26 protein-coding genes, 1 tRNA gene and 1 pseudogene are annotated in these 24,985 nt (G+C 60.2%); 12 read left to right on the top strand and 16 right to left on the bottom strand.

What is annotated here, in order from left to right; all coding sequences use genetic code 11:
• Positions 1 to 2 precede the first annotated feature (2 nt).
• Both X773_RS64695 and X773_RS64690 read left to right on the top strand, forming a co-directional pair.
• Entirely contained in the window at positions 3 to 392 is a 390-nt protein-coding gene (locus X773_RS64695) for an Mth938-like domain-containing protein (RefSeq protein WP_023678919.1), read from the top strand.
• A gap of 1 nt (position 393) precedes the next feature.
• A complete protein-coding gene (locus X773_RS64690; protein WP_031212334.1) occupies positions 394 to 1,245 on the top strand; it encodes a phytoene/squalene synthase family protein in 852 nt (283 codons plus the stop codon).
• 86 nt (positions 1,246 to 1,331) lie between these two features.
• On the opposite strand, the gene X773_RS64685 is transcribed toward X773_RS64690, so the two are convergent.
• From X773_RS64685 to X773_RS74965, 5 genes are all read right to left on the bottom strand, one after another.
• Entirely contained in the window at positions 1,332 to 1,664 is a 333-nt protein-coding gene (locus X773_RS64685) for a type II toxin-antitoxin system RelE/ParE family toxin (protein ID WP_198023610.1), read from the bottom strand.
• Positions 1,648 to 1,938 carry a type II toxin-antitoxin system ParD family antitoxin gene (locus X773_RS64680; protein WP_023678916.1) on the bottom strand — a complete coding sequence of 97 codons (291 nt, stop codon included), beginning with the start codon at positions 1,936 to 1,938 and terminating at the stop codon, positions 1,648 to 1,650. The genes X773_RS64685 and X773_RS64680 overlap by 17 nt, the downstream gene beginning before the upstream one ends.
• A 70-nt stretch (positions 1,939 to 2,008) precedes the next feature.
• Positions 2,009 to 3,418 (bottom strand): methylenetetrahydrofolate--tRNA-(uracil(54)-C(5))-methyltransferase (FADH(2)-oxidizing) TrmFO, encoded by a 1,410-nt coding sequence (gene trmFO / locus X773_RS64675; protein WP_023678915.1) that lies wholly within the window; start codon positions 3,416 to 3,418, stop codon positions 2,009 to 2,011.
• 381 nt (positions 3,419 to 3,799) lie between these two features.
• On the bottom strand, positions 3,800 to 3,940 hold the full coding sequence (locus tag X773_RS74970; protein ID WP_023678914.1) for a DUF1127 domain-containing protein: 141 nt from the start codon (positions 3,938 to 3,940) through the stop codon (positions 3,800 to 3,802).
• 48 nt (positions 3,941 to 3,988) lie between these two features.
• Complete coding sequence (locus X773_RS74965) at positions 3,989 to 4,129, bottom strand: DUF1127 domain-containing protein (RefSeq protein ID WP_023678913.1); 141 nt, start codon at positions 4,127 to 4,129, stop codon at positions 3,989 to 3,991.
• 222 nt (positions 4,130 to 4,351) lie between these two features.
• On the opposite strand from X773_RS74965, the gene X773_RS64670 reads away from it, so the two are divergent.
• Both X773_RS64670 and X773_RS64665 read left to right on the top strand, forming a co-directional pair.
• Positions 4,352 to 5,470 (top strand): DUF2157 domain-containing protein, encoded by a 1,119-nt coding sequence (locus X773_RS64670; RefSeq protein WP_023678912.1) that lies wholly within the window; start codon positions 4,352 to 4,354, stop codon positions 5,468 to 5,470.
• A complete protein-coding gene (locus tag X773_RS64665) occupies positions 5,467 to 6,051 on the top strand; it encodes a GDYXXLXY domain-containing protein (RefSeq protein WP_031212332.1) in 585 nt (194 codons plus the stop codon). Before X773_RS64670 ends, X773_RS64665 begins: the two co-directional genes overlap by 4 nt.
• A 91-nt stretch (positions 6,052 to 6,142) precedes the next feature.
• On the opposite strand, the gene X773_RS64660 is transcribed toward X773_RS64665, so the two are convergent.
• Positions 6,143 to 6,227 (bottom strand) — tRNA-Leu (locus X773_RS64660).
• A gap of 343 nt (positions 6,228 to 6,570) precedes the next feature.
• On the opposite strand from X773_RS64660, the gene tig reads away from it, so the two are divergent.
• The 5 genes from tig to X773_RS64635 all read left to right on the top strand — a co-directional run bounded on the left by tig (position 6,571) and on the right by X773_RS64635 (position 11,502).
• Positions 6,571 to 8,046: a trigger factor gene (tig, locus tag X773_RS64655; protein WP_023678910.1), complete on the top strand. Its 1,476-nt coding sequence runs from the start codon at positions 6,571 to 6,573 to the stop codon at positions 8,044 to 8,046.
• Between the two features lie 160 nt (positions 8,047 to 8,206).
• Positions 8,207 to 8,728, top strand: coding sequence for a hypothetical protein (locus X773_RS64650; RefSeq protein WP_023678909.1), 522 nt, complete (start codon positions 8,207 to 8,209; stop codon positions 8,726 to 8,728).
• A 185-nt stretch (positions 8,729 to 8,913) separates the two neighbouring features.
• Positions 8,914 to 9,294 (top strand): cytochrome c family protein, encoded by a 381-nt coding sequence (locus X773_RS64645; protein WP_023678908.1) that lies wholly within the window; start codon positions 8,914 to 8,916, stop codon positions 9,292 to 9,294.
• A 146-nt stretch (positions 9,295 to 9,440) separates the two neighbouring features.
• On the top strand, positions 9,441 to 10,373 hold the full coding sequence (locus tag X773_RS64640) for a heme o synthase (protein ID WP_023678907.1): 933 nt from the start codon (positions 9,441 to 9,443) through the stop codon (positions 10,371 to 10,373).
• 316 nt (positions 10,374 to 10,689) lie between these two features.
• Positions 10,690 to 11,502, top strand: coding sequence for a DUF2189 domain-containing protein (locus X773_RS64635; protein ID WP_023678906.1), 813 nt, complete (start codon positions 10,690 to 10,692; stop codon positions 11,500 to 11,502).
• Between the two features lie 66 nt (positions 11,503 to 11,568).
• Here X773_RS64635 and X773_RS64630 read toward each other — a convergent pair whose 3' ends face one another.
• The 10 genes and pseudogenes from X773_RS64630 to X773_RS64590 form a co-directional block, all read right to left on the bottom strand.
• The gene (locus X773_RS64630) at positions 11,569 to 12,042 is read right to left on the bottom strand and encodes an aminoacyl-tRNA deacylase (RefSeq protein ID WP_023678905.1); all 474 of its coding nucleotides are present in this window, start codon (positions 12,040 to 12,042) and stop codon (positions 11,569 to 11,571) included.
• Positions 12,043 to 12,186: 144 nt separating this feature from the next.
• The gene (locus X773_RS64625; protein ID WP_023678904.1) at positions 12,187 to 12,591 is read right to left on the bottom strand and encodes a cytochrome C oxidase subunit IV family protein; all 405 of its coding nucleotides are present in this window, start codon (positions 12,589 to 12,591) and stop codon (positions 12,187 to 12,189) included.
• A gap of 10 nt (positions 12,592 to 12,601) precedes the next feature.
• Positions 12,602 to 13,324 (bottom strand): heme-copper oxidase subunit III family protein, encoded by a 723-nt coding sequence (locus X773_RS64620; RefSeq protein WP_023678903.1) that lies wholly within the window; start codon positions 13,322 to 13,324, stop codon positions 12,602 to 12,604.
• Between the two features lie 13 nt (positions 13,325 to 13,337).
• On the bottom strand, positions 13,338 to 14,042 hold the full coding sequence (locus X773_RS64615) for a cytochrome c oxidase subunit 3 (protein WP_023678902.1): 705 nt from the start codon (positions 14,040 to 14,042) through the stop codon (positions 13,338 to 13,340).
• Positions 14,039 to 15,808, bottom strand: coding sequence for a cytochrome c oxidase subunit I (gene ctaD / locus X773_RS64610; protein WP_023678901.1), 1,770 nt, complete (start codon positions 15,806 to 15,808; stop codon positions 14,039 to 14,041). Before ctaD ends, X773_RS64615 begins: the two co-directional genes overlap by 4 nt.
• A 91-nt stretch (positions 15,809 to 15,899) precedes the next feature.
• The gene (gene coxB / locus X773_RS64605; protein WP_023678900.1) at positions 15,900 to 16,715 is read right to left on the bottom strand and encodes a cytochrome c oxidase subunit II; all 816 of its coding nucleotides are present in this window, start codon (positions 16,713 to 16,715) and stop codon (positions 15,900 to 15,902) included.
• A 157-nt stretch (positions 16,716 to 16,872) separates the two neighbouring features.
• Positions 16,873 to 17,065 (bottom strand): annotated as a pseudogene (locus X773_RS77520) (efflux RND transporter permease subunit); the annotation flags it as partial.
• A 6-nt stretch (positions 17,066 to 17,071) separates the two neighbouring features.
• Positions 17,072 to 18,418, bottom strand: coding sequence for a sorbosone dehydrogenase family protein (locus tag X773_RS64600; RefSeq protein ID WP_023678898.1), 1,347 nt, complete (start codon positions 18,416 to 18,418; stop codon positions 17,072 to 17,074).
• Entirely contained in the window at positions 18,418 to 18,867 is a 450-nt protein-coding gene (locus X773_RS64595; RefSeq protein WP_023678897.1) for a DUF2231 domain-containing protein, read from the bottom strand. Before X773_RS64595 ends, X773_RS64600 begins: the two co-directional genes overlap by 1 nt.
• 131 nt (positions 18,868 to 18,998) lie before the next feature.
• Positions 18,999 to 19,355, bottom strand: a complete 357-nt coding sequence (locus X773_RS64590) for an SPW repeat protein (RefSeq protein WP_023678896.1) — start codon at positions 19,353 to 19,355, stop codon at positions 18,999 to 19,001.
• A 495-nt stretch (positions 19,356 to 19,850) separates the two neighbouring features.
• Between X773_RS64590 and X773_RS64585 the strand changes: the two genes are divergently transcribed.
• The 3 genes from X773_RS64585 (at position 19,851) to X773_RS64575 (ending at position 24,978) form a co-directional block, all read left to right on the top strand.
• Positions 19,851 to 20,945 carry a glycosyltransferase family 4 protein gene (locus tag X773_RS64585; protein WP_023678895.1) on the top strand — a complete coding sequence of 365 codons (1,095 nt, stop codon included), beginning with the start codon at positions 19,851 to 19,853 and terminating at the stop codon, positions 20,943 to 20,945.
• A gap of 237 nt (positions 20,946 to 21,182) precedes the next feature.
• On the top strand, positions 21,183 to 22,049 hold the full coding sequence (locus X773_RS64580) for a class I SAM-dependent methyltransferase (protein ID WP_023678894.1): 867 nt from the start codon (positions 21,183 to 21,185) through the stop codon (positions 22,047 to 22,049).
• A 349-nt stretch (positions 22,050 to 22,398) separates the two neighbouring features.
• On the top strand, positions 22,399 to 24,978 hold the full coding sequence (locus X773_RS64575) for an EAL domain-containing protein (RefSeq protein WP_036239064.1): 2,580 nt from the start codon (positions 22,399 to 22,401) through the stop codon (positions 24,976 to 24,978).
• Positions 24,979 to 24,985 lie beyond the last annotated feature (7 nt).

The raw sequence follows: 24,985 nt of genomic DNA, 5'->3' as shown, positions 1-24,985 counted from the left end.
AAGTGGCCAAGGGCATCGTCATCCGCGAGGCGCATTTCCCCGGCCGCGCACCGATCGAGGCTTACGGCAATGGCGGTTTCCGCTTTGCCGACATGTCGCATCGCGGCTCACTGCTGTGCCTGCCTTCGGGCATCTATGGCTGGGAGCCGGCCGATCCGCTGGCGCTGACGGCGGCGGATTTCGCCAAGCTGTTCAACGAGGCCGACAAGGTCGAGATCCTGCTGGTCGGCAGCGGCAAGGATCTGAGGCCGTTGCCCGCCGCGCTGCGTACGGCACTGAAAGAAGCGGGCATTTCCGCCGATCCGATGTCGACCGGGGCGGCTGTGCGGACCTACAATGTGCTGCTGGCGGAAAACCGCGCCGTGGCCGCAGCACTCATCGCCGTCGACTGACGTGGCCGAAAACACCAAAGTCGCCATGGAGACGGTGCGCGCCGCCGATCATGACCGCTATCTGACCGCGCTCTACGCGCCCGAAGACAAGCGGGACGCGCTGTTTTCGCTCTATGCCTTCAACGCCGAAATTGCCGGCATACGCGATCGCATCCGCGAAGCGCTGCCGGGCGAGGTGCGGCTGCAATGGTGGCGAGACGTCATCGCCGCCGAAGAGGATCCGACTAAGGTCGGCCATCCCGTGGCGGACGCGCTGAGGGCGACTATTTCCGCTCACCGCCTGCCCAAGGCCGCTTTCGACAATATGCTCGAAGCGCGCATCTTCGATCTCTATGACGACCCGATGCCGTCGCGCACCGACCTCGAAGGCTATTGCGGCGAGACTGCCGCAGCACTCATCCAGCTTGCGGCGATCGTGCTCGATCCGGTCGAAGCACCACGCTTTGCCGAACTTGCCGGCAGGGCAGGTTGTGCGCAGGCGATGACCGGTCTCCTGCTTCTGCTGCCGCTGCATCGCAAGCGGGGACAGTGCTTTGTCCCGGCCGATATTTTGGCGGCGGCGGGATCCTCGCCGCAAGAATTCGTTACGGGCAACGGCGGGCCGGGCGCGGAACGCGCCGTTGCCGCGATGATCGCTCTGGCACGGGAGCATCTTTCCGCCTTCGAGTGGGGAGCGTCCGCTTTACCGGTTTCATTGCGCCCGGCCTTTCTGCCGCTGGCTCTGTCGGGCGCCTATCTCGACAAGATGGAGACTGCCCGCCGCCCGCCTCTCAAGGATATGGCTCGGCTCTCCATCCTGCGCCGGCATTGGCTTTTGTTCCGGCGAGCGACGCGAGGCTGGCCGGCCGCATGAATGCTGATGACCAATGAGGAAGTCCGGGGAGGCCGCCAAGCCTGGACTGCAGGCGGCGAGCATTGCCCCGGCCGAGTAGTTTTTCATCACGATGGATTACTCGATCCGCCATCGCGCATCAGCGTCTCATAATCGCGACCGCCGTAGAAGATGTTGACGATGCGAACAAGATCGTCGCTGACAACATAGGCGATAATAGCCGAGTGCTCGAACGGCACCGTTCGCAACCCTGGTGCAATGTCATCGCGCGGCCGGCCGCCACGCGGTGCATTGCCGATGCTTCGGCAGCGATCTTCGATCCGAAGCACGAATTTCAGCGCTATGTCCGGATTTCCGCCGGCCTCGATGATGTGCTTGAAAATGTCAGCCAAATCGTTTCTGGCGGTTTCACGGTAGTCGACCTCAAGCCGCTGAATCATCAGCGCGGCCTGAATACTGAGCAAACAGTCCTCGGAGATGATCGCGCACCTCTTCTCCGGTATAGCCAGGCCTCGTATCCTCGATCGACGCCTTTACACGCGCCCTGATCGAGGCCATGCGCTCGGCATGTTCTTCCTCCTCGCGCTGGAAGGCGCGAAGCGCTGCGCGGATGACTTCGCTGACCGAACCGAAGGAGCCGTCTTCAACCTTTTCGCGGATCATACGCGCCATGGCGGGCGTTACGGTGATTGACAGTTTCTCAGCGGATTCCATGGAATTTGGCCTCGCGATACAAAGTAGGATGTTATCCTACTTCTGCGCCGCGCAATCCGCAAGCAGGGAGCTACTCCGCCGCTTCGGCCTGGGAAGGCAGCCCCAGCCATTCGCGGCAGTCGGCGAGCGCGCGCGACGTCACGGCGTGCCGCTTGGCGACCGTCTTGTCCTTGCCACGCAGCCGCTTGCCTTCGATCTTCGGCGCGTCCACCGGCGGGAACAGGCCGAAATTGACGTTCATCGGCTGGAAGGAGTGCTTTCCCGGCTCGTCGTCGGAGACAATATGGCCACCGGTGATATGGTTGAGCAAGGCGCCGAAGGCGGTGGTCAAGGGCGGCAGCGACGGCGCATGGCCAAGCCTTTCGGCGGCCGCGAAACGTCCGGCAAGCAGGCCGATGGCGGCGCTCTCGACATAGCCCTCGCAGCCGGTGATCTGGCCGGCAAAACGCAAGCCGGGCCGCGATTTCAACTGCAGCGACGCATCGAGCAGCGTCGGCGAATTGATGTAGGTGTTGCGGTGCAGGCCGCCTAGGCGGGCAAATTCGGCGTTTTCCAGCCCGGGGATGGTGCGGAATATGCGCACCTGCTCGGCATGCTTCAGCTTGGTCTGGAAGCCGACCATGTTGTAGAGCGTGCCCAGTGCGTTGTCCTGGCGAAGCTGGACGACGGTATAGGCCTTTACAGACGGATTGTGTGCATTGGTCAGCCCCATCGGCTTCATCGGCCCGTAGCGCAATGTCTCGACGCCGCGCTCGGCCATCACCTCGATCGGCAGGCAGCCGTCGAAATAGGGCGTGCCTTCCCATTGCTTGAATTCGGTTTTCTGGCCGTCGACCAGTGCCTGTACGAAGGCAAGGTACTGCTCCTTGTCCATCGGGCAGTTGATGTAATCCTTGCCGGTGCCGCCGGGGCCGACCTTGTCGTAGCGCGACTGGAACCAGCAGATGTCCATGTCGATCGTGTCGAAATGGACGATCGGGGCGATGGCGTCGAAAAAGGCGAGCGCGTCGGCGCCGGTTGCGTCCGCAATCGACTGGGCGAGCGACGGCGCCGTCAGCGGGCCGGTGGCAACGATCGCCTGGTCCCAGTCCGCCGGCGGCAGGCCGGTCACTTCCTCGCGTCGGATGGTGATGAGCGGGTGGGCTTCGAGCTTCTTGGTGACCGCTTCGGAAAATCCGTCGCGGTCGACGGCGAGCGCACCGCCGGCCGGCACTTGGTGCGCATCGCCGGCGCTCATGATCAGTGAACCGGCCAGCCGCATTTCGGCGTGCAGCAGGCCGACGGCATTGGTTTGCGCATCGTCGGAACGGAAGGAGTTGGAACAGACGAGCTCGGAGAGCCCGTCGGTCTTGTGCGCATCGGTGCCGCGGACGGGACGCATTTCATGCAGGACAACGGAAACGCCGGCTTCGGCCGCCTGCCAGGCGGCTTCGGAGCCGGCAAGTCCGCCGCCGATAACGTGAATGGGGTTCTTGTCCATGAGCGCCGAAATAGTCGCTTGGCGCAAGGATTGCAATTGCCAGGGATCGCACCGCAAGTGGGCTGCCTAGGAAAGACCGCCCAAAACAACAACACCCGCCGAGGGAGGAGATCCGGCGGGTGTCGTTTTGTTGGTCGATCCTCGGGAGGAGGTGAAGATCGACCGTATTCGCCATCGCCGGGGAGGAGGTCGGCTTTGACGAAATTCCTTTCGCCATTTGAAAGGGCGCGAAACCCTTTTTAGAAACAACCTGGAAACAGCGCCCGCCGGGGGAGGAGGTCCGGCGGGCGCCGTTTTTGTGGTCAACCCTCGGGAGGAGGTGAAGGCTGACCGTATCCGTCAGGGTCGGGGAGGAGGTCGACCCTGGCGAAATTCTTGTGGTTAGATCGCCCTGCGAGCGACCATCTTGATCTCGTCGCGGACGATGCCGAGATCGTTGAGCTGGCGATTCGACAGGCGACCCAGCTCGGTAACCGTCTCGCGGTAGACGCGCCAGTTACGATAGTTGCGGATCAGGTTCATTGTCGTTCTCTTTTCAAAACTGGTTCGGACCATTTGCGGCCCGAAGGATTAGACCGCCTTGCGGGCGACGTAGTGAATGTCGCTGCGGCTGATGCCGAGGTCGGTCAGTTCACGGGTGCTCAGGCGGTTCAGCTCGGACACGGTGTCCCTATAGCGGCGCCAGTTGCGATAGTTGCGGATCAGGTTCATGGTAGTCTCGTTTCGTCTTTCTTTCGGATCATTCCGTCTTTGTGTGCACCGTGAAAATAGGTGGGGTTATATCGATTTAAAAGCGCTATTGGTGCATGGCAGCAATGCAAATTGTGCAATGCAGCATTAACGCGCGTCCGGTTTTCCGCCCAGATCGGAAAATGCCGTTAGGTCAAACGCTTGGCCGGACGAGCTAAAAGGACCAAGCAAAGGGGGAGGGGCATGGCGAGCTATTCGTCACGGGTCAGGTCGGATATCGCGCGATGGCAGCAGGCTGGCCTGATCGACGCGCCGACGGCCGATGCGCTGACGCGCGACGTCGAGGCAAACGAACGCAAATCGCTGAGTTTCGGCTCGATCCTGGCGATGATGGCGGCGCTGCTGTTCGGCGCGGCTATCCTGATCTTTATCGCCGCCAACTGGGAAGTCATCCCGCGGCTGGTGCGGGTCGCGGCACTTTTTGCCGTTATCCTTGCCGGCTATGTCGGCGGCGCGGTGCTGAAGATGCGCGACCATGCGGCGATCGGCGAAGCACTGTGGATCGTCGCGGCAGCAGCGTTCGGCGGATCGATCGCGCTGATCGGCCAGATGTATCATTTGTCGGGCGACGAGGCCTCGGCCTTGATCACCTGGGGCGCCGGCACGGCGCTGGCGGCGGTGGCGCTGCGCTCAAACCCGCTGACCGTCGCTGCCGTCGGCATCGCCGATGCCTGGCTGTTCCTGAGAGGGTTCGACTACTTCCGGCGCACGGAATTTCCGCATCTCTTCGTGGTCATGGCGCTAATTCTGTTCGCCGTTTCGTTCTGGACGCGCAGCCAGGCGGCGCGCCACCTGATCATCCTGTCGCTCCTTTTCTACCTCGTGCTGTTGGCCATGGAATACGACACGCTGCAAGTCGCCATCCCGCTCGTTGCCGCATCGGTGCTGCTTTTTACCGCTGCGATCTTTGCTGCCGGGCCGGTCGAGAGGGTTTTGCAACTCGGCGGCAGGTTGCCCTTGCACGCGCTGATCGGCTTTCTCACCGGCCTGGCGATGATCCAATTCGAACTGGCGGATGAAAGCAGCTACAATAGCGGCTTCGCCATTGCCTCGGCTGTTGCGCTGGCCGGCATCGTCGCGGCGATCGTGCTGGGCGGCCGCGAGAGCCGGGGACTGCGCTGGGTTGCCTATGCGGGCTTCGCCTTCGAACTCGCCATCATCTATGTGGTGATGCTGCAATCAATGCTCGACACGGCAGGCTTCTTCCTTGCGGCGGCGGTGCTTCTCGCCGTTCTTGCTTTCATTATCATCCGCATAGAAAAGCGCATGAACGCCTCGAACATGACAGGAGCGGCGGCATGATGACCGGCAAAAGACTGATCATCTCGGCGCTGGTCCTGGCGCTCGTCCAGATCGGCTTTCTGAGCTGGATCATCGCCGGACGCGCGGCGATCCTGCGCGATGGCAAGCAGGTCCTGCTCAGGGTCGAGCCGATCGATCCGCGCGATCTCTTGCGCGGTGACTACATTCTGCTCGGCTACGATATTTCGCGCATACCGGTGAAGCTGATCGGCAACATTCCGGCCGGCAAGCTTTCCAGCGAGGAAACGTCGATCGTGGTCAGGCTGAAGCAGGGCGCCGACGGCTATTGGGGGCCGACCGCGGCTTGGTTCGGGCAAGCGCCGGCGCCGGCAGCATCCAATGAAGCCGATATCGTCGGACACGTCTCCGAGGGCTGGAATATCAGCCAGGGAGCAACGACGATCGCGCCGGATTACGGCATCGAGCGCTTCTATCTGCCGGAAGGCGAGGGGATGGCGATCCAGAACGACATGCGGGTGCGGCCGTTCGGCATCCGGGTGGCGATTGCGGCCAACGGCACCGCGCAGATCAAGGCGCTGGTGGACGGCGACAAGACACTGTTCGAGGAGCCGCTTTACTAGATCGCGCTACGGCCTTGGCAATGATCCTCCTTCGCCAAGGCTTTGGAGGAGCTTCGAGTGGCCTGCCACCCGAAGCTCGAAGAGCGAAGGATGGTGCGGATGAAGGGACTCGAACCCCCACGCCTTTCGGCACTGGAACCTAAATCCAGGGCGTCTACCAATTCCGCCACATCCGCATTGCCCGGCCAATCCCATGTAGCCATCATTCTGTCAATGTCAGAGCCCACATCGGCATCATTGGCCGCAATGCAAAGATGGTTGAAAATCGGCCGCGCCTGTGACAAAAGGCGTGTCGAATGTGACGGGACGCGACGATCCGCTTCTGCAGAATGTGATAAGAAGTAGGAAAAACAAAGACTTATTCACATTTTGGAGCGTATTTCTGGAGGATTTGTGCCGCGTTGAGCGGACAGATCGCCAAGTCCCGCACCAAAAGCCATTCCCGGCAAGATCATACCGGCAGGCTGTAAACGGCAGGGGCCGTTTGACGGCCTCATTGGTGGAAACAAAGGTTTTATGATGCAGGTCACCGAAACGCTCAACTCCGGTCTCAAGCGCGAGATCAAGATCACCGTGCCGGCCGGTGACATGGAAGCCAAGCTGATGGCGCGGCTCTCCGATGCCAGGAACAAGGTCCGCATCAACGGCTTCCGCCCCGGCAAGGTGCCGGTGCAGCATCTGCGCAAGGTCTACGGCAAATCATTCATGGCCGAAGTGGTCAACGAGATTCTCAACGATTCGACCCGTTCGATCATCACCGGGCGCGGCGAAAAGGCCGCCATGCAGCCCGAAGTGATCATGACCGAGGACGAGAAGGAAGCCGAGAAGATCCTGGCAGGCGGTGCCGATTTCGAGTTCCGCCTGAACTATGAGGTCATTCCGCCGATCGAGATCAAGGATTTCTCCGACATCAAGGTGACGCGCCAGGTGTTCGACGTGCCGGATGAAGAGATCGACGAGCAGGTCAAGCGTGTCGCTGAATCCGCCCGCACTTACGAGCCGAAGACAGGCAAGGCCGCCGAGGGCGATCGCGTGACCATCGATTATGTCGGCAAGATCGACGGCGAAGCCTTCGGCGGCGGCGCGGGCACCGATCAGCCGCTGGTGCTCGGCTCGAAGGAATTCATCCCCGGCTTCGAGGACCAGCTGGTCGGCAGCAAGGCCGGCGACGAGAAGCAGGTCACGGTTACCTTCCCGGAAAACTACCAGGCGGCGCATCTGGCCGGCAAGGAAGCCACTTTTGACGTGACGATCAAGGAAGTGTCGAAGCCCGGCGCGCTTGAGATCAACGACGAGATGGCCAAAAATCTCGGCCTTGAATCGCTGGAGCGCCTGCGCGAGGTGGTGCGCGGTCAGATCGAGAACCAGTTCGGCTCGATAACGCGCCAGAAAGTCAAGCGGCAGTTGCTCGACCAGCTCGACGCTGCTTACTCGTTCGAGGCGCCGTCCAAGCTCGTCGAGGCCGAGTTCAACAACATCTGGAACCAGGTCAACCGCGACCTCGAAGCTGCTGGGCGCACCTTTGCCGACGAAGAGACGACGGAAGAAGAAGCGCGTGCCGAATACATGCGGCTTGCCGAGCGCCGCGTGCGTCTCGGCCTGGTTCTCGCCGAAATCGGCGAGAAGGCCGGCGTCACCGTGACGGACGAGGAATTGCAGCGCGGCCTGTTCGAGCAGGTGCGTCGCTATCCGGCCAACCAGCAGCAGGAAGCCTTCGAATTCTATCGCAATAATCCCGAAGCGCTGAACACGTTGCGCGCGCCGATGTTCGAAGAGAAGGTGGTTGACCATCTGCTCGGCCAGATTTCGGTCACCGATGTCAAGGTCAGCAAGGAAGAGCTGCTGGCCGACGACGAGGATACGGAGACAACCAAGGCCAAGCCGGCGAAGAAGGCGGCTGCGAAAAAAGCGGACACCAAGAAGGCCGACGACGACGCTGAAGAGCCGAAGAAAAAGGCCGCGCCGAAGAAGAAGGCCGCCAAGGACGCTGAATAACGTCCCTGCTGAATTCCGAAAGGCCGCCTTCTCGAGGCGGCCTTTTTCGTTGTGGCGCAGACGCAACGGATTTCACGCATCTGGCGGTCGAGGTAGCGATATGAAGCTTTGATGATTATCTGCGCTGGGTTGCTGACCGCAGCGGTTGTTGGAGGCATCGTTGAGACAGTTCTTCGGTATCGGAAGCGTGGCGGCGGCGTTCCTGCTTGCGTCGGTCTGCGGCATTGCCCAGGCTGATACGGTTCTCGACAACTGGCGGTTCGACAAGAGCAGCGATGGCCTTGTCACCGCCTCGCTTTACGCGACCAACAAGCTCATCACCGGTGGCGGCGCATTGAGCTACAGCCCGGTTTTGACGATCGCCTGCCGGACAGCCGGCGAACCGCGTTGGAGCGAATGGCTGCAACTGAGCGACACCGTTTCCGCCAGCCGAACCATCGCCATGTCGGTGACTGTCGGCCAATCCGGCAAGCTCAACGAAAGCTGGTCGGTCGGCCCGCGCAGCAGAATGCTGGTCCGCGACGGTGCCGACGGCATCAGGCGACTGATTTCCGCGGACCGGCTGCTGCTGTCCTGGCGGTTCGGGCTGCTGTCGGGGCGCGGCAAAGCCGAGTTTGACCTCACCGGAGTTGAAGAGGCGATCGGCCGGATCGCCGCCAGCTGCAACACCAAATTGCCTTGAGCAGATTGTCCGCATTAAACCTTTGCATGGCCGAACTCTACCTGCCGGCCGGGTTCTGTGGTATGTAGGTGCCGCAACCCCAGGCATTGGATATCCGTTCTGCCATTCAAGAGCGCATGCGAGCGGACTAAATGTCGGCCTGTGCAGGTCAGCCAGGGCAAATTGGCGATCAGGGAGGAAATGCCATGCGTGCCATTGTGTTTTTCATCATCATGTCCGTCGCCACCGTCATTGCCGGCCCCTCGCGGGCACAGGATGCCGCGGCGGGTGAGAAGGTCTTCGCCAAATGCAAGGTCTGCCATATCGCGGACAAGGATCAGAACAAGATCGGTCCGTCCTTGAACGGCGTCATCGGCCGAACGGCCGGCACGCATCCAGGGTTCAGCTATTCCAAGGCTATGACCGAGGCCGGAAAATCCGGCGTTAAATGGGACGAAGCCACGCTGACGACCTACCTTCGCGATCCCAAGGCGATGGTCAAAGGAACCAAGATGGCGTTTGTCGGCCTCAAGAAAGACGAGGACATCGCCAACGTCATTGCTTATCTGAAGCAATTCTCCAAATAGCCCGGCTCTTCCGCCGGATCTTGGCATAGCAAACAGGTCGAGGCATAGCCTCGGCCGCAATCTGCCGGCAGTGTCGGTGGGAGGGCGGCTCGTTGCAAAAAAGACATTGGCCGGCTAGGCTGCCATTCCCATCGGTGGTCGTCTGAATGTCGACTGAAGAAAGCCGTCTCAAGGATACCGGCATCCGCCTCTCGGAGGCGACGGCGGGTGATTTCTTTGCGCTTTTGAAGCCACGCGTCATGGCGCTTGCCGTGTTTACTGCCTTCGTCGGCCTGATGATGGCGCCCGGCGTGATGAATCCAGTTATCGCCGTAATTGCCATCGGCGCAATCGCGGTTGGAGCGGGAGCCGCCGGCGCGCTCAATATGTGGTACGACGCAGACATAGACGCCTTGATGTCTCGCACGTCCAAGCGACCAATTCCGTCCGGTCGCGTCACGCCTGGCGAAGCTCTCAGCTTCGGTCTGGTGCTTTCCGCACTGTCGGTCATGACGCTCGGCGTGCTGGTGGGGTGGCTCGCCGCATCGTTGTTGGCGTTCACCATCTTTTTCTATGTTGTTATCTACACGATGTGGCTGAAGCGCTCGACGCCACAGAATATCGTCATAGGCGGCGCGGCAGGCGCCCTTCCTCCGGTGATCGGGTGGGCTGCTGCAACCGGCGCAATCGGCATTGAAAGTCTCATCCTGTTTCTGATCATTTTCCTCTGGACGCCGCCTCATTTCTGGGCGCTGGCCCTTTTCAAGGTCGGTGACTATGCCGCGGCGGGGGTCCCGATGATGCCGAATGTGGCCGGCCAGCACTCGACCAGAAAACAAATCTTCGCCTATTCGCTGCTCTTGGCGCCAATCGGCGTGCTTCCTTGGGGCTTCGGCTTCGCGAGCGGATATTACGGCACTGTTTCAGCCGCGTTGGGTGCAGGTTTCATTTGGCAGGCCTGGAAGGTTCTCGTCGCCGACAAGGAGATGAAGCCGGCAAAGGCACTGTTTGCGTATTCGATTGTCTATCTTTTCGCAATATTTGCGGCGTTGCTTGCCGACACCATTGTAATGCGAGTGATCGCTTCAGCCGACTATTGACCCCGGCTCAAAACATCACGTTGGCAGAGCACAAAATCCCAGCAACAGCAGAATAATGACGCCAAGGCCGAGTATGAGAACTGTCCTTCCGTCCATGACCTTCACCTTCGACTAGAAGAGCATATCGAAGAACGGCGTCCGTAGCTAGTCAGGCTACCCGGGAGCTCCTACTCCCGGGCCTTCCTACAAAGCGCGACAAGTCCCCCGCATGAGAGTATATTGATCATGGTGCAGGTCGCGGTTTGCGTGGGCCAATCATGCAGAACGGCAGCACCGTAAAACGCGACCTTACCGGACCTGGTCTGGAGGAATGGTCATGGCAAGCTTTCACGTGATAGCAGGCGCCAGCGAGACGCTGGAACACACCAGAATTCGAAAAATCGGTGTCTCCGATCTTTTTGATGCGCTCAGGCGTGGCGTCGATGATTTCATGGTCAAACCGTCGCACATCGTTTTTCTCTGCCTGATCTATCCGATTGCGGGAGTCGTGCTTGCTGTCTGGACATCAGGTAACAACACGCTGCCATTGCTGTTTCCGCTTGTATCCGGCTTTGCACTGATTGGTCCGTTCGCGGCGATCGGCCTCTATGAGATCAGCCGGCGACGGGAAGCCGGGCTCGACGCCTCGTGGAGGCACGCCTTTGAAGTCAGGAGTTCTCCGGCACTGCCGGCTATTGCAGCGGTCGGCGTCATGCTGCTTGCGATCTTTATCGCCTGGCTTTTGACGGCCCAGATATTCTACCAGACCCTGTTCGGCCCGGCGCCGCCGCAATCGCTGTCCAGCTTCATCAGTGAAATATTCGCCACGGGACGCGGCTGGACGCTCATCATCCTGGGTCACGCCATCGGCTTCGTGTTCGCCGCGGTTGTGTTGTGCACCACGGTCGTCGCATTCCCGTTGTTGCTCGACCGCGATGTCGGCGCCTACGAAGCCATCCACACCTCGGTGCGCGTTGTCCTGGCCAACCCGATCGTGATGGCCGTGTGGGGCCTTATCGTCGCCGTCGCCCTGATCGTCGGCTCGCTGCCAGTGTTCGCCGGGTTGGCAGTCGTGCTGCCGATCCTTGGTCATGCGACCTGGCATGTCTATCGGAAAGTTGTGGAATCGCCGCCGGCCACCAGACCGTGAGCTGAAAAAAACCTGCCCTGCGCGCACCGGTGAAAGTGCCGGTGCGGGCAGGGTGGGGCAGAGCTTTCAATAGGCCGGGTGGCTGAAACGGGCCTGGCGCGCGTCCTTTGTCAGGTCGCGGAAATCCTTGCCGCTCACATGCACCAGCGTCCTATGGTCACCGCCCTCGAAATAGACTTCGGGAGCGTCGCCGAGGCTTTCATCGAGGACCACTGGCACATCATAGGCAGCGCCGATCGGCGGCACAGCGCCGACATCGCAATCGCCGAACAACGAGACCACCTCGTCTTCGGAGGCAAGTCCAAGAGGCTTGTCCATGACATCCTGCAATGTCGCGAGTTCTATCCTGTGCGTGCTTGGAACCACGGCGAGCGCGTAGCCACGGTCGTGGTGAACGACCACCGATTTGGCCATTATGCTGCCAGGCACATGTGCCGCAATGGCGGATTGTCTGCTTGTCGCCGTGCGGTGATGCTCGACGGTGTCGTAGGAAATTCCTTTTCTGTCGATGAAGTCCTTCAGTCTGTTTGCGATGGTCATCTTGGGCGCCCCTTGCTGGTGTTCGCGACGCATGTGGAAACGCCGGCATTGCCTGTCGTTTCCGATACCAACAGAAATGGACCAGCCGTGGATTGTTTCAAGGCGAAGGCTCCAGGACCGGACCGCCTGGATCCGGATTGCATGTCAGGGCCCGGCCCCGAAAAACGCCATTCGGGTGAGAAGCGTGTAGTCCGCTTCGAAGACCATCATCGTCACGAACACCAGCACCAGCACCGGCGGCAGGATGATTGCATATGTCAGCGCCAGCCGTTCCCAGGCCATGTGCATGAAGATGGCGACGATCAGCCCTGCCTTGAGGATCATGAAGATCAGGATCAGCGACCATCTGAGATAGCCGTGGAGACCGAAATAGTCGACCAGATAGGAGCAGGTGCTGAGGATGAACAACCAGGCCCAGACCACCAGATAGAGCTTGATCGGGTGCTCTTGATGAACCTCCGCCGGGGTAAACCCGGTCGTCGTCGCATCATGGGTACGGGCGCTGTCCAGCGCATGCTGTCCCAGGCCGTTTGCGGTTGCTTCAGCCATGTCCTGCCTCTCACCAAAGATAGAAAAATGCGAAAATGAACACCCAGACCAGGTCGACGAAATGCCAGTAAAGCCCCATGATTTCGACGTTCTCGTAGCGGCCCCTCCGGCTGGTGAAGAAGCCGGGCCGTCCGACGTCGTAGTCTCCGCGCCAGACCTTTCGCGCCACGATGATCAGGAAGATCACCCCGATCGTCACGTGCGTGCCGTGAAAGCCGGTAATCATGAAAAAGGATGCGCCGAACTGGGCAGCGCCCCAAGGATTGCCCCAAGGCCGCACGCCCTCGGTGATCAGCTTGGTCCATTCGAAGGCCTGCATGCCGACGAAGGTCGCGCCGAGTGCTGCGGTCAAGAGCATCAGCACTGCCGTCTTGCGGCGGTCGCGGCGGTAGCCGAAATTGACCGCCATGGCCATCGTTCCGCTGCTCGAGATCAGCACGAAGGTCATGATGGCGATAAGGATCAGTGGAATGTCGGAGCCGCCGATGCGCAGGGCGAAGACCTCGCTCGGATTGGGCCACGGCACGCGTGTTGAGATACGCGCGGTCATGTAGGAGAGCAGGAAGCAGCCGAAGATGAACGTGTCGCTGAGCAGGAAGATCCACATCATGGCCTTGCCCCAGGACACGTTTTTGAACGCCCGCTGATCCGAGGACCAGTCGGCGGCGATGCCTTGCCAGCCTGCGGGCCGCGGCTCTGTTCGGCCGATGTGGGCCAGTGTCGTCTCTGCCATCCGCCCGTTCCTCCTAGGTCAGCAACCCTCGGCAAATGTCGATTAAAGTCGAAGCCCAGCCGGCCAGAAGCGCAAAGATGGCGAGCCAGACGAAAAGCAGGAAATGCCAGTACATGGCGCACAGCTCGACACTGAGGCGAAGCCGCTGCGGCTGCGCTCCGTTCCAGGCGCCGACGCTCGTTCTGCCCAGCCCGACCAGTCCTCCCAGTATATGCAGGCCATGCATTCCCGTTAGCAGGTAGAAGAAGCTGTTGGCCGGATTGGATGCCAGAAAATAGCCGTCCGCACTCAGTTCCCGCCATGCCACAAGCTGTCCAATCAGGAAGACGAGCGCCGTGAGTCCAGCGGTGGCGAGGCCAAGCCTGACCATGTCCACTTGACCCTTGCGCGCCGCGAGCGAAGCGCACTGTATCGCAATGCTGCTCAAGACCAGTACGCCGGTGTTAAGCCAGAGCAGGGGCGGGATGGGCAGCGGCCGCCAATCCGACAGCGCCATGCGCATGAAGTAAGCACTGGTGAACAGCGCGAACAGGCAGCCGACGACGGCAAGGAAGACGCCGAGACCGATCTTTGCGGTCGGCAGCGCCGATCGGTCCAGAGCGACAAAATCCCCGATCATACCTTGCTCGAGCCACGGTTTCGTCATTAGCCGCTGATGGGAAAGCCACCACCCGGCAATACCGGCGATCACGAGCAGGAAGACCAGGATTACGCTCATGCCGGCTCCCTGGAGGGCGCGAAGGAGCCCGGAACGTTTTGCGGTATGAAGTCCTCCTTGGCTCCCGGTACGCTGTAGTCATAGGCCCAGCGATAGACGATCGGCAGATCCTTGCCGAAATTGCCGTGGGCGGGCGGTGTTTCGGGCGTCTGCCACTCGAGCGTCGTTGCCCGCCACGGATTGCCGCCAGCCTCACGGCCATGGCGGATGCTCCAGATGAGATTGAACAGAAACACAATCTGAGCAAAACCGACTATAAAAGCCATGATGCTGATAAACGAGTTCAGGTGATGGGCCGATTCCGTCATGATCGTCATGTCGGTCAATTCGTTGTACCGCCGCGGCACGCCCATCAAGCCGAGATAGTGCATGGGAAAGAAGATCAGATAGGCGCCGAGGAAGGTGACCCAGAAATGGAACCGGCCCAGTGTCTCGTTCAGCATCCGGCCGGTGACCTTCGGATACCAGTGATAGATCGCGCCGAAGATTACGATGATCGGGGCAACCCCCATGACCATATGGAAATGGGCGACGACGAACATCGTGTCCGACAGCGGAACGTCGACGACGACATTGCCAAGAAATAGCCCAGTCAACCCGCCATTGACGAAGGTGACGATGAAGGCCAAGGCAAAAAGCATCGGTATGGTGAGGTGGATGTCGCCGCGCCACAGCGTCAGCACCCAATTGTAGACCTTGATGGCTGTTGGGACGGCGATGATCAATGTCGTTGTGGCGAAGAAAAAGCCGAAATAGGGATGCATGCCACTGACATACATGTGGTGCGCCCAGACCACGAAGCTCAGCGCGCCGATGCCGACGATGGCCCAGACCATCATGCGGTAGCCGAAGATGTTCTTGCGCGCGTGGGTGCTGATCAGGTCGGATACGATGCCGAAGGCCGGAAGCGCCACGATGTAGACCTCCGGATGGCCGAAGAACCAGAACAGATGCTGGAACAGGATCGGGCTGCCGCCGCCGTGCTGCAACTGTTCGCCCATCTCGACGATCGCCGGCATGAAGAAGCTGGTGCCGAGCGCCCGGTCGAGCAGCATCATCACGCAGGCGACGAACAGCGCCGGGAAGGCGAGCAGCGCCATGATGGTGGCGGTGAAAATACCCCAGACAGTAAGCGGAAGGCGCATCAGCGTCATGCCGCGCGTGCGCCCCTGCAGCACCGTCACGACATAGTTCAAGCCGCCCATGGTAAAGCCGACGATGAACAGGATCAGCGAGACAAGCATCAGGATGATGCCCCAGTCCTGGCCGCCTGGCGTACCGGTCATGATCGCCTGCGGCGGATAGAGCGTCCAGCCGGCACCCGTCGGTCCGCCGGGCGCAAAGAAGCTCGACACCAGGACCAGCACGGCGAGCAGATAGATCCAGTAGCTCAGCATGTTGACATAGGGAAAGACCATGTCGCGAGCACCAACCATCAACGGGATCAGATAGTTGCCGAAGCCGCCCAGGAAGAGTGCCGTGAGCAGGTAGATCACCATGATCATGCCGTGCATGGTGATGAACTGGTAGTAGGCTTCCGGGGTGATGAAGTCGAATGTGCCGGGGAAGCCGAGTTGCAGCCGCATCAGCCAGGATAGCACCAGCGCGACCATGCCGATCGCTGTCGCCGTCGCCGAATACTGGATGGCGATGACCTTGGCGTCCTGCGAGAAAACGTATTTCGTCCACCAGCTGTGCGGATGGTAGAGTTCCATTTCCGCGACTTCGGCCGGCGGTACCGCATCTGCAGGTGTGATATCGACCATAGGAACACCTCCGTGCCCTTTTCGGCCAGCCCGACAGTTCGGGCTTGCCACACTAATTTCAATCCCGACGGCGCGCCGTCGTTCCGGTTTCCTACTCTGCCGAGCCCATCTGCTGGGGGGCGGACAGCTGCGCAAAAGTCTGCTGCTGGCCAAGCCACGCCAGATAGTCTTCCTGAGTATCGACCATGACCACGCCATGCATCATCGGATGTCCCTGGCCGCAGAGTTCGGCACACAGGACCTGGAAGGTCCCCGTCTTGGTCGGAGTGAACCAGAAATAGGTGACCGAGCCCGGGATCATGTCCATCTTGGCGCGGAATTCCGGCACGTAGAAATCGTGCAGCACATCGACCGAGCGGAGCAGCATCTTGACCGGTTTGCCTACCGGGAGGTGCAGGTCGGCCGCTTCCACTACGACATCGTCCTGGCCGTTGGCATCGGTGGCGATGACGCCGAGTGGATTTTCAGCGTTGACGTCGCGAGTGTCGGATGTGCCGAGCTTGCCGTCCTTGCCGGGGAGGCGGAAACTCCATTGCCACTGCTGGCCGACGACTTCGACCTCGGTTGCGTCGCTTGGAACGTTAACGAACCGGCTCCAGACGAACAGGCCTGGAACGAGCAAAGCGGTGACGCCAACCGCGGTGACGACCGTCAGCCAGGATTCGAGCCGCCTGTTCTCAGGTTCATATGCCGCCTGATTGCCTTCCCGATGACGGAAGCGGAAGACGCAATAGGCCATGAAAAGAACCACGGCGGCGAAGACGACACCGGTGATCCAGAAAGTTATGATGATGGTGTTGTCGATATAGTCCCAGTTCGAGGCAATCGGCGTCCACCACCATGGGCTCAGGAAGTGGAACAACACCGAGCCCACGACTATCAGAACGAGTACAAGCGCAACGGCCATGTCCCGGTTCCTCCCGGTATTCCAAGCGGCGCAAGCCGTCCCGGGAAATACCAAGTGCATCATAACTTGATTTGCGATGAAAATTCTAGAGCCGGCTGTGGGAAGGGCAAAAATACCATTTCGGCGCTGGCGGTCCTTCGGTTCGGTGGCAGCGCGTGGCAAACATCGTCAGCGTCGAGTAACCGGCAAGGGCGGGCACGCCGAATGTGCTCGGCAGAGTCACCGGAACGGCGATCGTCGGGGATCGTCGCGCGCAGGTTCTGCAGGAACAGCAGCATGACGAAGAACGTCAGCACGATTGCTTCGACCAGTGTCCGTTCACCTGCTCGACGCTCGACGAAGGGAGTGGAGCCACTTTATTGGCCGGCAGATGTCACCCGCCAAACTGTGTTGCCGACGTCGTCGGCGATGAGCAGGGCCCCGGTTTTGTCTACAGCCAGGCCGACAGGCCGGCCGCGCGCCTTGTTGTCCTTGTCCAGGAAGTCAGTCACCACGTCGGTAGCGACGCCGCTCGGACGGCCGCCGCTGAATGGTACGAACACTACCTTGTAGCCATTGAAGCGCGTGCGGTTCCAGCTGCCATGCTCGCCAACGAAGGCGCCGCCGCGATATGCCTCGGGAAGGCTGGTTGCCGTATAGAAGGCCAGTCCCAGAGGGGCGACGTGGGAACTCAGTGCATAATCCGGAACGATCGCTTTTGCGACCAGGTCCGGACGTTGGGGCATGACGCGGGGATCGAGATGCTGGCCGTAATAGCTGTATGGCCATCCGTAGAAGCCGCCATCCTTTACCGAGGTCAGATAATCCGGCACGAGATTGGGGCCGAGCTCGTCGCGCTCATTGATCACTGCCCAGAGCGCCCCGGTCTGCGGCTCCCAGCTCAGGCCGTTTGGATTGCGCAAACCGCTGGCGAAAATGCGCGACCGGCCGGTGGCCCTGTCTACCTGCCAGATGGCGGCGCGGTTCTTCTCCGCCTCGATGCCGTTTTCGGCGACGTTGCTGTTCGAGCCGATGCCGACATAGAGCAGCGAGCCGTCGGGGCTTGCCACCAGGCTCTTCGTCCAATGGTGGTCGATCGGGCCGCCGGGCAGGGCGGTTAGCGGCGTCCCGGGCGCGGTGATCTTTGTGTCACCGGTGTTGTAGGGATAGCGGACGATGGAGTCGGTATTGGCGACGTAGAGATCGCTTCCCACCAGCGCCACGCCAAAGGGGGAGCTCAGGTGGTCGAGGAATACGCTGGTCAGCTCCGGCTTGCCATCGCCATCGGTGTCGCGCAGCAGCGTAATGCGGTTGCTTGGGCCGCTGTCGCCGCCCGAGGTGACCCAGGATTCGATCCAGCCCATCACCAAATCCTTGGGCCGTTTGATCGGTTCACCACCCGGCGCCTTGGACTCGACCACCAGGACGTCGCCATTGGGCAGCACGTAAAGCGACCGCGGATGCTGCAAGCCGTGGGCATAAGCCTGGATCTGCAGCCCCTGCGCGACGGTCGGCTTTTCGTCGTTCTTCCATCCGACCACGGAAGCGAGATGCATGGGCGGGAAGAAATATTGGATCGGCTCCGGCAGGTTTGGATTCGGCCCTATCTGACTGCTGGGATCCGGGTCGTTGCCGCTGCACGCTGCAAGAGTGATCGCCGCAGTGCAAACGAGGACGGACACCGCGATGCGCCTGGTCTGACCGATGGAGCTTGCTATGCGCATCAATCCGCCACTCCGACGTGATGCCGGTACACCATGGACCAGCCCAGCCAACCAGTGAAGATGAGGATGAGCACGACAACCGCCGAGAGGATCAAGCCGGTAGGAACGATGGAGGTCCATGCATCGCGGGTGTGCACGAGCATGTTGATGATGGATAACGCCAGCGCCAGAAGATTGCCGAGCACGTGCGGCCAGGCGGGGGGCTGTGCCCTTATCAGCGGATTGGCCAGGAAATCGATCAGCCCCGCGATCGCTGCTAGGCAGCCCATGATCACGCCGATGGTAACCAGCCAAGCGGAGAAGTCAGCCCACATCATCTCCGCTGTTCGCCAATAGGCTAGATCCGTCAGCAGGGTGCCGACGAAGCAGGCGATCGGAAATGGCACGAGCATCGGATGAATAGGATGTCCTGCAATCCTGGCCGTCGAACGCGGATTGTCACCGACCATAATGCGCCATCCTCCCTATTCTCGTCCAAACAAACGCCGCCTGCCCGGCCTCCGGCGGCTGTTGCCGAGAGACCGGCAGACGATCGATAGATCCGTCAGGCCCAAAAAAGGGCGCTGGCTGGCTGCGCCTGTTAGGCGGCGGACTGGGTCGGCGGGTTCTGATACATCATCCAGAGCTCGATCGCCGCCAGCACGGCGACCAGAATGCCGATCACGACATGCACGGTCATCGCCGTGGTCGCCTGGAATCCAAGCACCCAGGGCGATGCGAGAACCCACAGTCCGACGACCAGGTTCACCCACTCTTCCCACACGGCAAATGCTGCGAGGGCGGCAACCGAAAGCACGACGATCAAGATTCCGCTGCCGAGGGCGTTCTGCGTCTGCGGGCCTGCCGCAAATGCGAAGATCCAGGGAGAGAAGAACAGAATTGCCCCAAGGATCAGGTTGGCTACGTCACAGAGCCTGGCGTTTGTCCACTGGTTCATGGCATCCTCCATAAGGAGCGTTTATGGCTCCCGAGTTCGGCAAGGTGGTGCCTGAGTTCGGCGCGATACGCCCGAAGCCGCTCACTCCGTGTCACGGCAGTGCCCTTGCCCGGCCGGAGTTGCGCATGTGGCGAACTCCAGTCAAATCCGGCTATCTAACTGAATTCCGGGCTTTATGTTCCATTGGGCACCGGCACGCCTGGATCAATTGATGGTGATCGAACAAATCCAAACCTGCCTGTCAGGGGGCGGCGGGGCGGCGGCGCGTAGCTCATTCTGTCTTTTTATCGAGCCGGTGAAACATTTCTCATGGATCGCAGTTCTTGGATGCAGAGGAGTTGAATAAGGGAAACCTGATTGCACGGGAGGAGCACGGACGGCACAACTATAAATACGCTCTGCATAGAATACTTCGCAACGGGAAGCTCTCGCTTGTCTTGGTTGCCGCCGAAGCTTGTTTGAAAGACGGCGATCGCCGCCGAAAAGATTTTCTAAATGAAAATAGCCCAGATCGCACCGCTAACCGAATCCGTGCCGCCCCGAACCTACGGTGGAACCGAGCGAATTGTTTCGTATCTGACCGAAGAACTTGTCCGACAGGGCCACGAGGTGACGCTGTTCGCCAGCGCCGATTCTCGTACCTCAGCCGAGCTGGTGCGGTGTTGCGACGTCGCGCTGCGCCTGAACCCCAGGGTCCAGGACGGTGGTCCGCACCATGTTATGATGCTTGAACGGGTGCGCCGGCGAGCCGATGAATTCGACGTTTTACATTTCCACGTCGATGTCCTGCACTTCCCCATAATTCGGGATTTTGCCAGACGAACGGTTACCACGCTTCACGGCAGGCTCGACCTGCCCGATCTGGCGCAGCTTTATGCGATGTTCGACGACGTTCCCCTGGTCTCGATCTCCTTCGACCAGCGCCGGCCCATGCCGCCCGTCAATTGGGTTGGAACCGTGCATCACGGCCTGCCCCGCGATCTTCTGCCATTCCACCCGAACACCTCTGGCTATCTTGCGTTTCTCGGTCGCATCTCGCCGGAAAAGGGGCCGGAAGCGGCCATAGAAATAGCAGCGCGGGCCGGGTTTCCCCTGAAGATCGCCGCCAAGATCGACAAGGTGGACCAGTCGTTCTGGAAGGAAAGGGTCGAGCCGCAAGTGCTGCGGCATTCGAACGTGGAGTTCATTGGCGAGATCGATGAGCGGCAAAAGGCGGATTTTCTGGGCAATGCGATAGCGCTTTTGTTTCCGATCGACTGGCCGGAACCCTTCGGGCTCGTAACGATCGAAGCAATGGCCTGCGGTACGCCGGTGGTTGCGTTCCGGCGTGGCGCCGCCCCGGAGATCATCGATGACGGTGTGTCCGGATGGATCGTGGATACGGTGGAGGAAGCCGTGGGCGCGCTCCGGCGCATAGACAGCCTCGATCGCGCACGAGTGCGGCAGACGTTCGAGAAGCGGTTCACGGTCGAGCGCATGTGCAGCGATTATGTGGCACTCTACCGAGCACTCACGAGCAGCACGGCAGACGCAGTTGCCCCCACAAACGAGCTCTCCAGAAATATCGCGATGGTGGCTGTGCCGGGCTGAGGAACCGACTAATCCACATACAGACCACGACGGCGGAGTCCGGGAGCGCCTGCGGGGTCTTGTCGCCGGGCGCGGCGATCGCGCCAGAAGCCTTTGATCAGCAGCAAGCCTTCCCGGGGCTAATGCTTTCGCGAGCGGCGGCGCACTGCCGCCCGGTCCGGATTGACGCGCGCTACTTTCGCTGCAAAGGTGTTTTAACGACTTGTTTACCATGCGTCAGTCAGGGGTGGGGGGAATTTGGAACGGTTTCTGGGCGCGAACCGCCTTAATTGGGATGATCGGGCCGAACTGCACTCGACCGACACAACGGGCAGCTACCACATCGAGAATGTGCTGGCCGGCGGATCCAATCTCTATGAGCTGGAAACACGCGAGCTCGGCGACATCGCCGGCAAGGATATCGTCCACCTGCAGTGTCACATCGGTCTTGACACGATCAGCCTGAAGAATCTCGGCGCAGGCAGCGTGACCGGGCTCGACTTTTCACCGACGGCGATCGTGGCGGCGCGGGATTTTGCTGCGAAGGCAGGCACCGACGTGCGCTTCGTGGAAGCGCCACTGTTCGAGGCGGTGGAAGCGCTCGGCCGGACCTTTGATATCGCTTACGTTACTTGGGGTTCGGTAAACTGGCTGGACGACGTGTTCCGTTGGGCGCGGGTGGTTGCCGATCTTCTGCGACCCGGCGGCCGCCTCTACATGGCCGAGGGCCATCCATTGATGTTTCAGTGCGATCGAAAGGCCGCGGCCCTGGAATTGAAGCACGACTGGCGAACGCCGATAGCTCGGCCGCTCGCCTGGAACGAGGAACTGACCTACACCGGCGATGATCGTATCTTGAAGCATCCTCGCTATTATGAATGGATCCACCCGATCAGTGACGTGGTGAATGCGCTGATTTCAGCTGGTCTGACGCTCGATTTTCTCAATGAGCATGACACGGTTTCGTGGCAGCACTTTTCATTTGCCGTGCGGGCCGGCAAGGATATGTACGGCCTACCCGAGAACTCTCCCAAGATACCGATGGCCTATTCCATTGGCGCGACGAAGCGCAGCGTCGGCAAGATACCATACCTTGTGTCTCCCAAGGCGATTGAGGGGCACTAGTCCAGGTCAACGCTCCAGAGTACTCGGGTCGGAGCGTCGACTTGTGCAATCGCGCTCGTGCGCCTCGATCTTCCGAGCAAGGCTGATCTAGCTGGCGTTTCATGTTGGTCCGCATCGTGCAGCCCGCCTTCAGCATCGCTGTCGGTATCGCAGCCGGCGTCAGCCGTCGGAAAATGAAATTTCTCAGGAGTATGAAGGTCAAATTAAACATTGAAAGCTAATGTTCCTCATCGGGTCGACCCCGAGAACCTGAAAACGGCACTTGAGGAATCGCCTATTGGCTTTTTTCCGCGCTAGGTTCAACGGCATCAAGGAGGCCGTCTTTTCGTCGGCAAATATTCCGGCGGCGATCGCGTTTGTCGTCATCCTTGTCAGCGCAGCGTTCGCGGAGCACCAGAACAAAATCGTCTCGGACCAGGCCGTCCGTGCGGACGTGCTGACCAAGGTCAATCTCATCCGCGCCAAGCTCGAAGGCAATATCAATGGAAACCTCCAGCTCGTGCGTGGACTGGTCGCCGCGGTCGTGACCGAGCCCTATATGGGACAGCAACGCTTCGCCTCGCTCGCGAGCAATCTGTTTGGCGCCGACTCGCAATTGAACGATATTGCCGGCGCGCCCGATCTGGTCGTTTCCCTTATGTATCCGATGGAGGGTAACGAGCAGGCGATGGGTCTGGACTACCGCAAGAACGAGCGGCAGCGTGCAGCTGCGCTAAGGGCGCGAGACGAACGCAAGCTGGTGCTTGCCGGTCCCGTCGACCTGAAACAGGGAGGACAAGGCTTCATCGGCCGCTTTCCGGTCTTCGTGCCGAGCGCTGGCAATACGGAACGGTTCTGGGGTATCATTTCCGCCGTTGTCGACGTGCAGCGCCTTTACAGAGCGAGCGGCTTGCTTGACGACGATCTCGGGATCGACGTAGCGCTGATCGGCAGGGACGCCCTCGGTCACCGAGGTGGTCAATTCTACGGCAATGAGGAGATCAGCAAAAGCGATCCGGTGACGGCTGACGTTTTGCTTCCTTCCGGCTCGTGGCAGCTCGCGGCCATTCCCAAAAATGGCTGGCCTTCGACGCCAAGCAACGCATGGTTGTTGCGCGCGATCATGGCGACGGCCGGAGCCTTGGTTGTGTTCCCTTTCCTGGTCACAGGCCGCCTGATTGGCGAAAGACAGCGCAATTATGCGGAATTGCGTCGATTGTCACGACGCTTGGAACTCGCTCTGGAAGCTTCGGCTATTGGGGTTTGGGAACACGATCTCGCGACCAACGAGCTTACGTGGGATGATCGCGTCAACGAAATATATGGCAAACCAACCGGCGAGCACCGGGGCTACCCAGACTGGGCGGGAGCAATCCACCCAGATGATTTGGCTGGCGCCAACGCGGACTTCGACAGGGCAGTGGCCAGCGGACGACCATATTTGTCTGAGTACCGGATTGTGCGTCAGGATGGCGAGATCCGTCATGTCCGGTCCAAGGCGATCCTCTACCGGGTCGCAAACGACACCCCAAAAATGATCGGCGCGGAATGGGACGTGACTGCCGACGTCCTGCTGAACAAGGATCTGGTTCGTGCAAAACAGCTGTCCGAGTCGAAAAATGCAGAACTCGAGTCGGCCAAAGCGCGCATAGAGCACATCGCGCTTCATGATTCGCTGACCGGCTTGCCCAACCGGCGTTACCTCGACCAGGTACTGGAACATTACGCGGCAAACGCCAGGCGCTCAGGCGGGCACGCGGCACTGCTTCACATAGATCTGGATCGGTTCAAGCACATCAACGATACGCTGGGCCACGCCGCCGGTGACGCGATGCTGGTTCACGCGTCAACCGTGCTCAGGTCGAAGGTCGGCGACGAGGGATTCGTCGCCCGTATCGGGGGAGACGAATTCATCGTTCTGTGCGTGGTGCGCGACGATACCAAGCAACTGGCGCTGCTCGCCGACCGCATCATCAGCCAGATGCGCGAACCCGTCTACTATCAGGGTCATCGATGCCGTTTTGGTGTCAGCGTGGGAATCGCTGTCGATAACGCAAAAGATGTCGAAGCCAAACACCTGCTGGTGAACGCCGATATCGCCCTTTACCGAGCAAAGGGGCGGGGCCGCAATCGATACGAATTCTTCACCGACGCGATGCAAAGCGAAATCGTCGATACTAAGCGGATTGCCGACGAAATTCTCGGCGGCCTCGAGCGCAACGAGTTCATCCCCTTCTACCAGCCCCAATTTGACGCAAAGACGCTCGAAATCGTTGGGGTTGAGGCGCTGGCGAGGTGGAAACATCCAATAAAGGGTATTTTGGCGCCCGACATCTTCCTGAGGATTGCAGAAGAACTGAACGTCGTCTCGATCATCGACCAAGCCATATTGAAGCAATCGCTTTCGGATTTCGAAGAGTGGTCCGCTGCAAAACTTCACATTCCGCGGGTGTCGGTCAATGTCTCGGCCAGGCGCCTTCAAGACGAGGAGCTCATCAAGAGCCTGCGAGAACAAAATATCAAGAAAGGAACAGTTTCGTTCGAGCTTGTTGAGTCGATTTTCCTGGACGAGAACGACGACCTTGTCACCTGGAATATCGAGCAGATAAAAGAGCTGGGGATTGACGTCGAAATAGACGATTTTGGTACCGGCTACGCTTCGATGGTCAGTTTGCTGAAGTTGCAGCCGCGCCGGCTGAAGATAGATCGGCAGCTGGTCACCCCAATCGTCAAATCTCCGCAGAGAAGGCAGGTTGTCTCGTCGATCATTGAAATCGGCAAGTCGCTGGGTATCGAGGTCGTGGCGGAAGGCGTCGAGACGATGCAGCATGCACGGCTACTCAAGGGCCTGGGCTGCGACATATTGCAGGGTTATGCCTTCGGCCACGCATTCGATTCCGAGGGACTTAAGACCTTTGTCCGATCGCGACGCCTGCGCACGGCCAGCTGAGCCTCGG

This window comes from Mesorhizobium sp. LSJC280B00 (genome assembly GCF_000502835.1).
In the GTDB taxonomy this organism is placed as follows: Bacteria; Pseudomonadota; Alphaproteobacteria; order Rhizobiales; family Rhizobiaceae; genus Mesorhizobium.
This window is presented reverse-complemented; position numbering and strand designations above follow the sequence as displayed.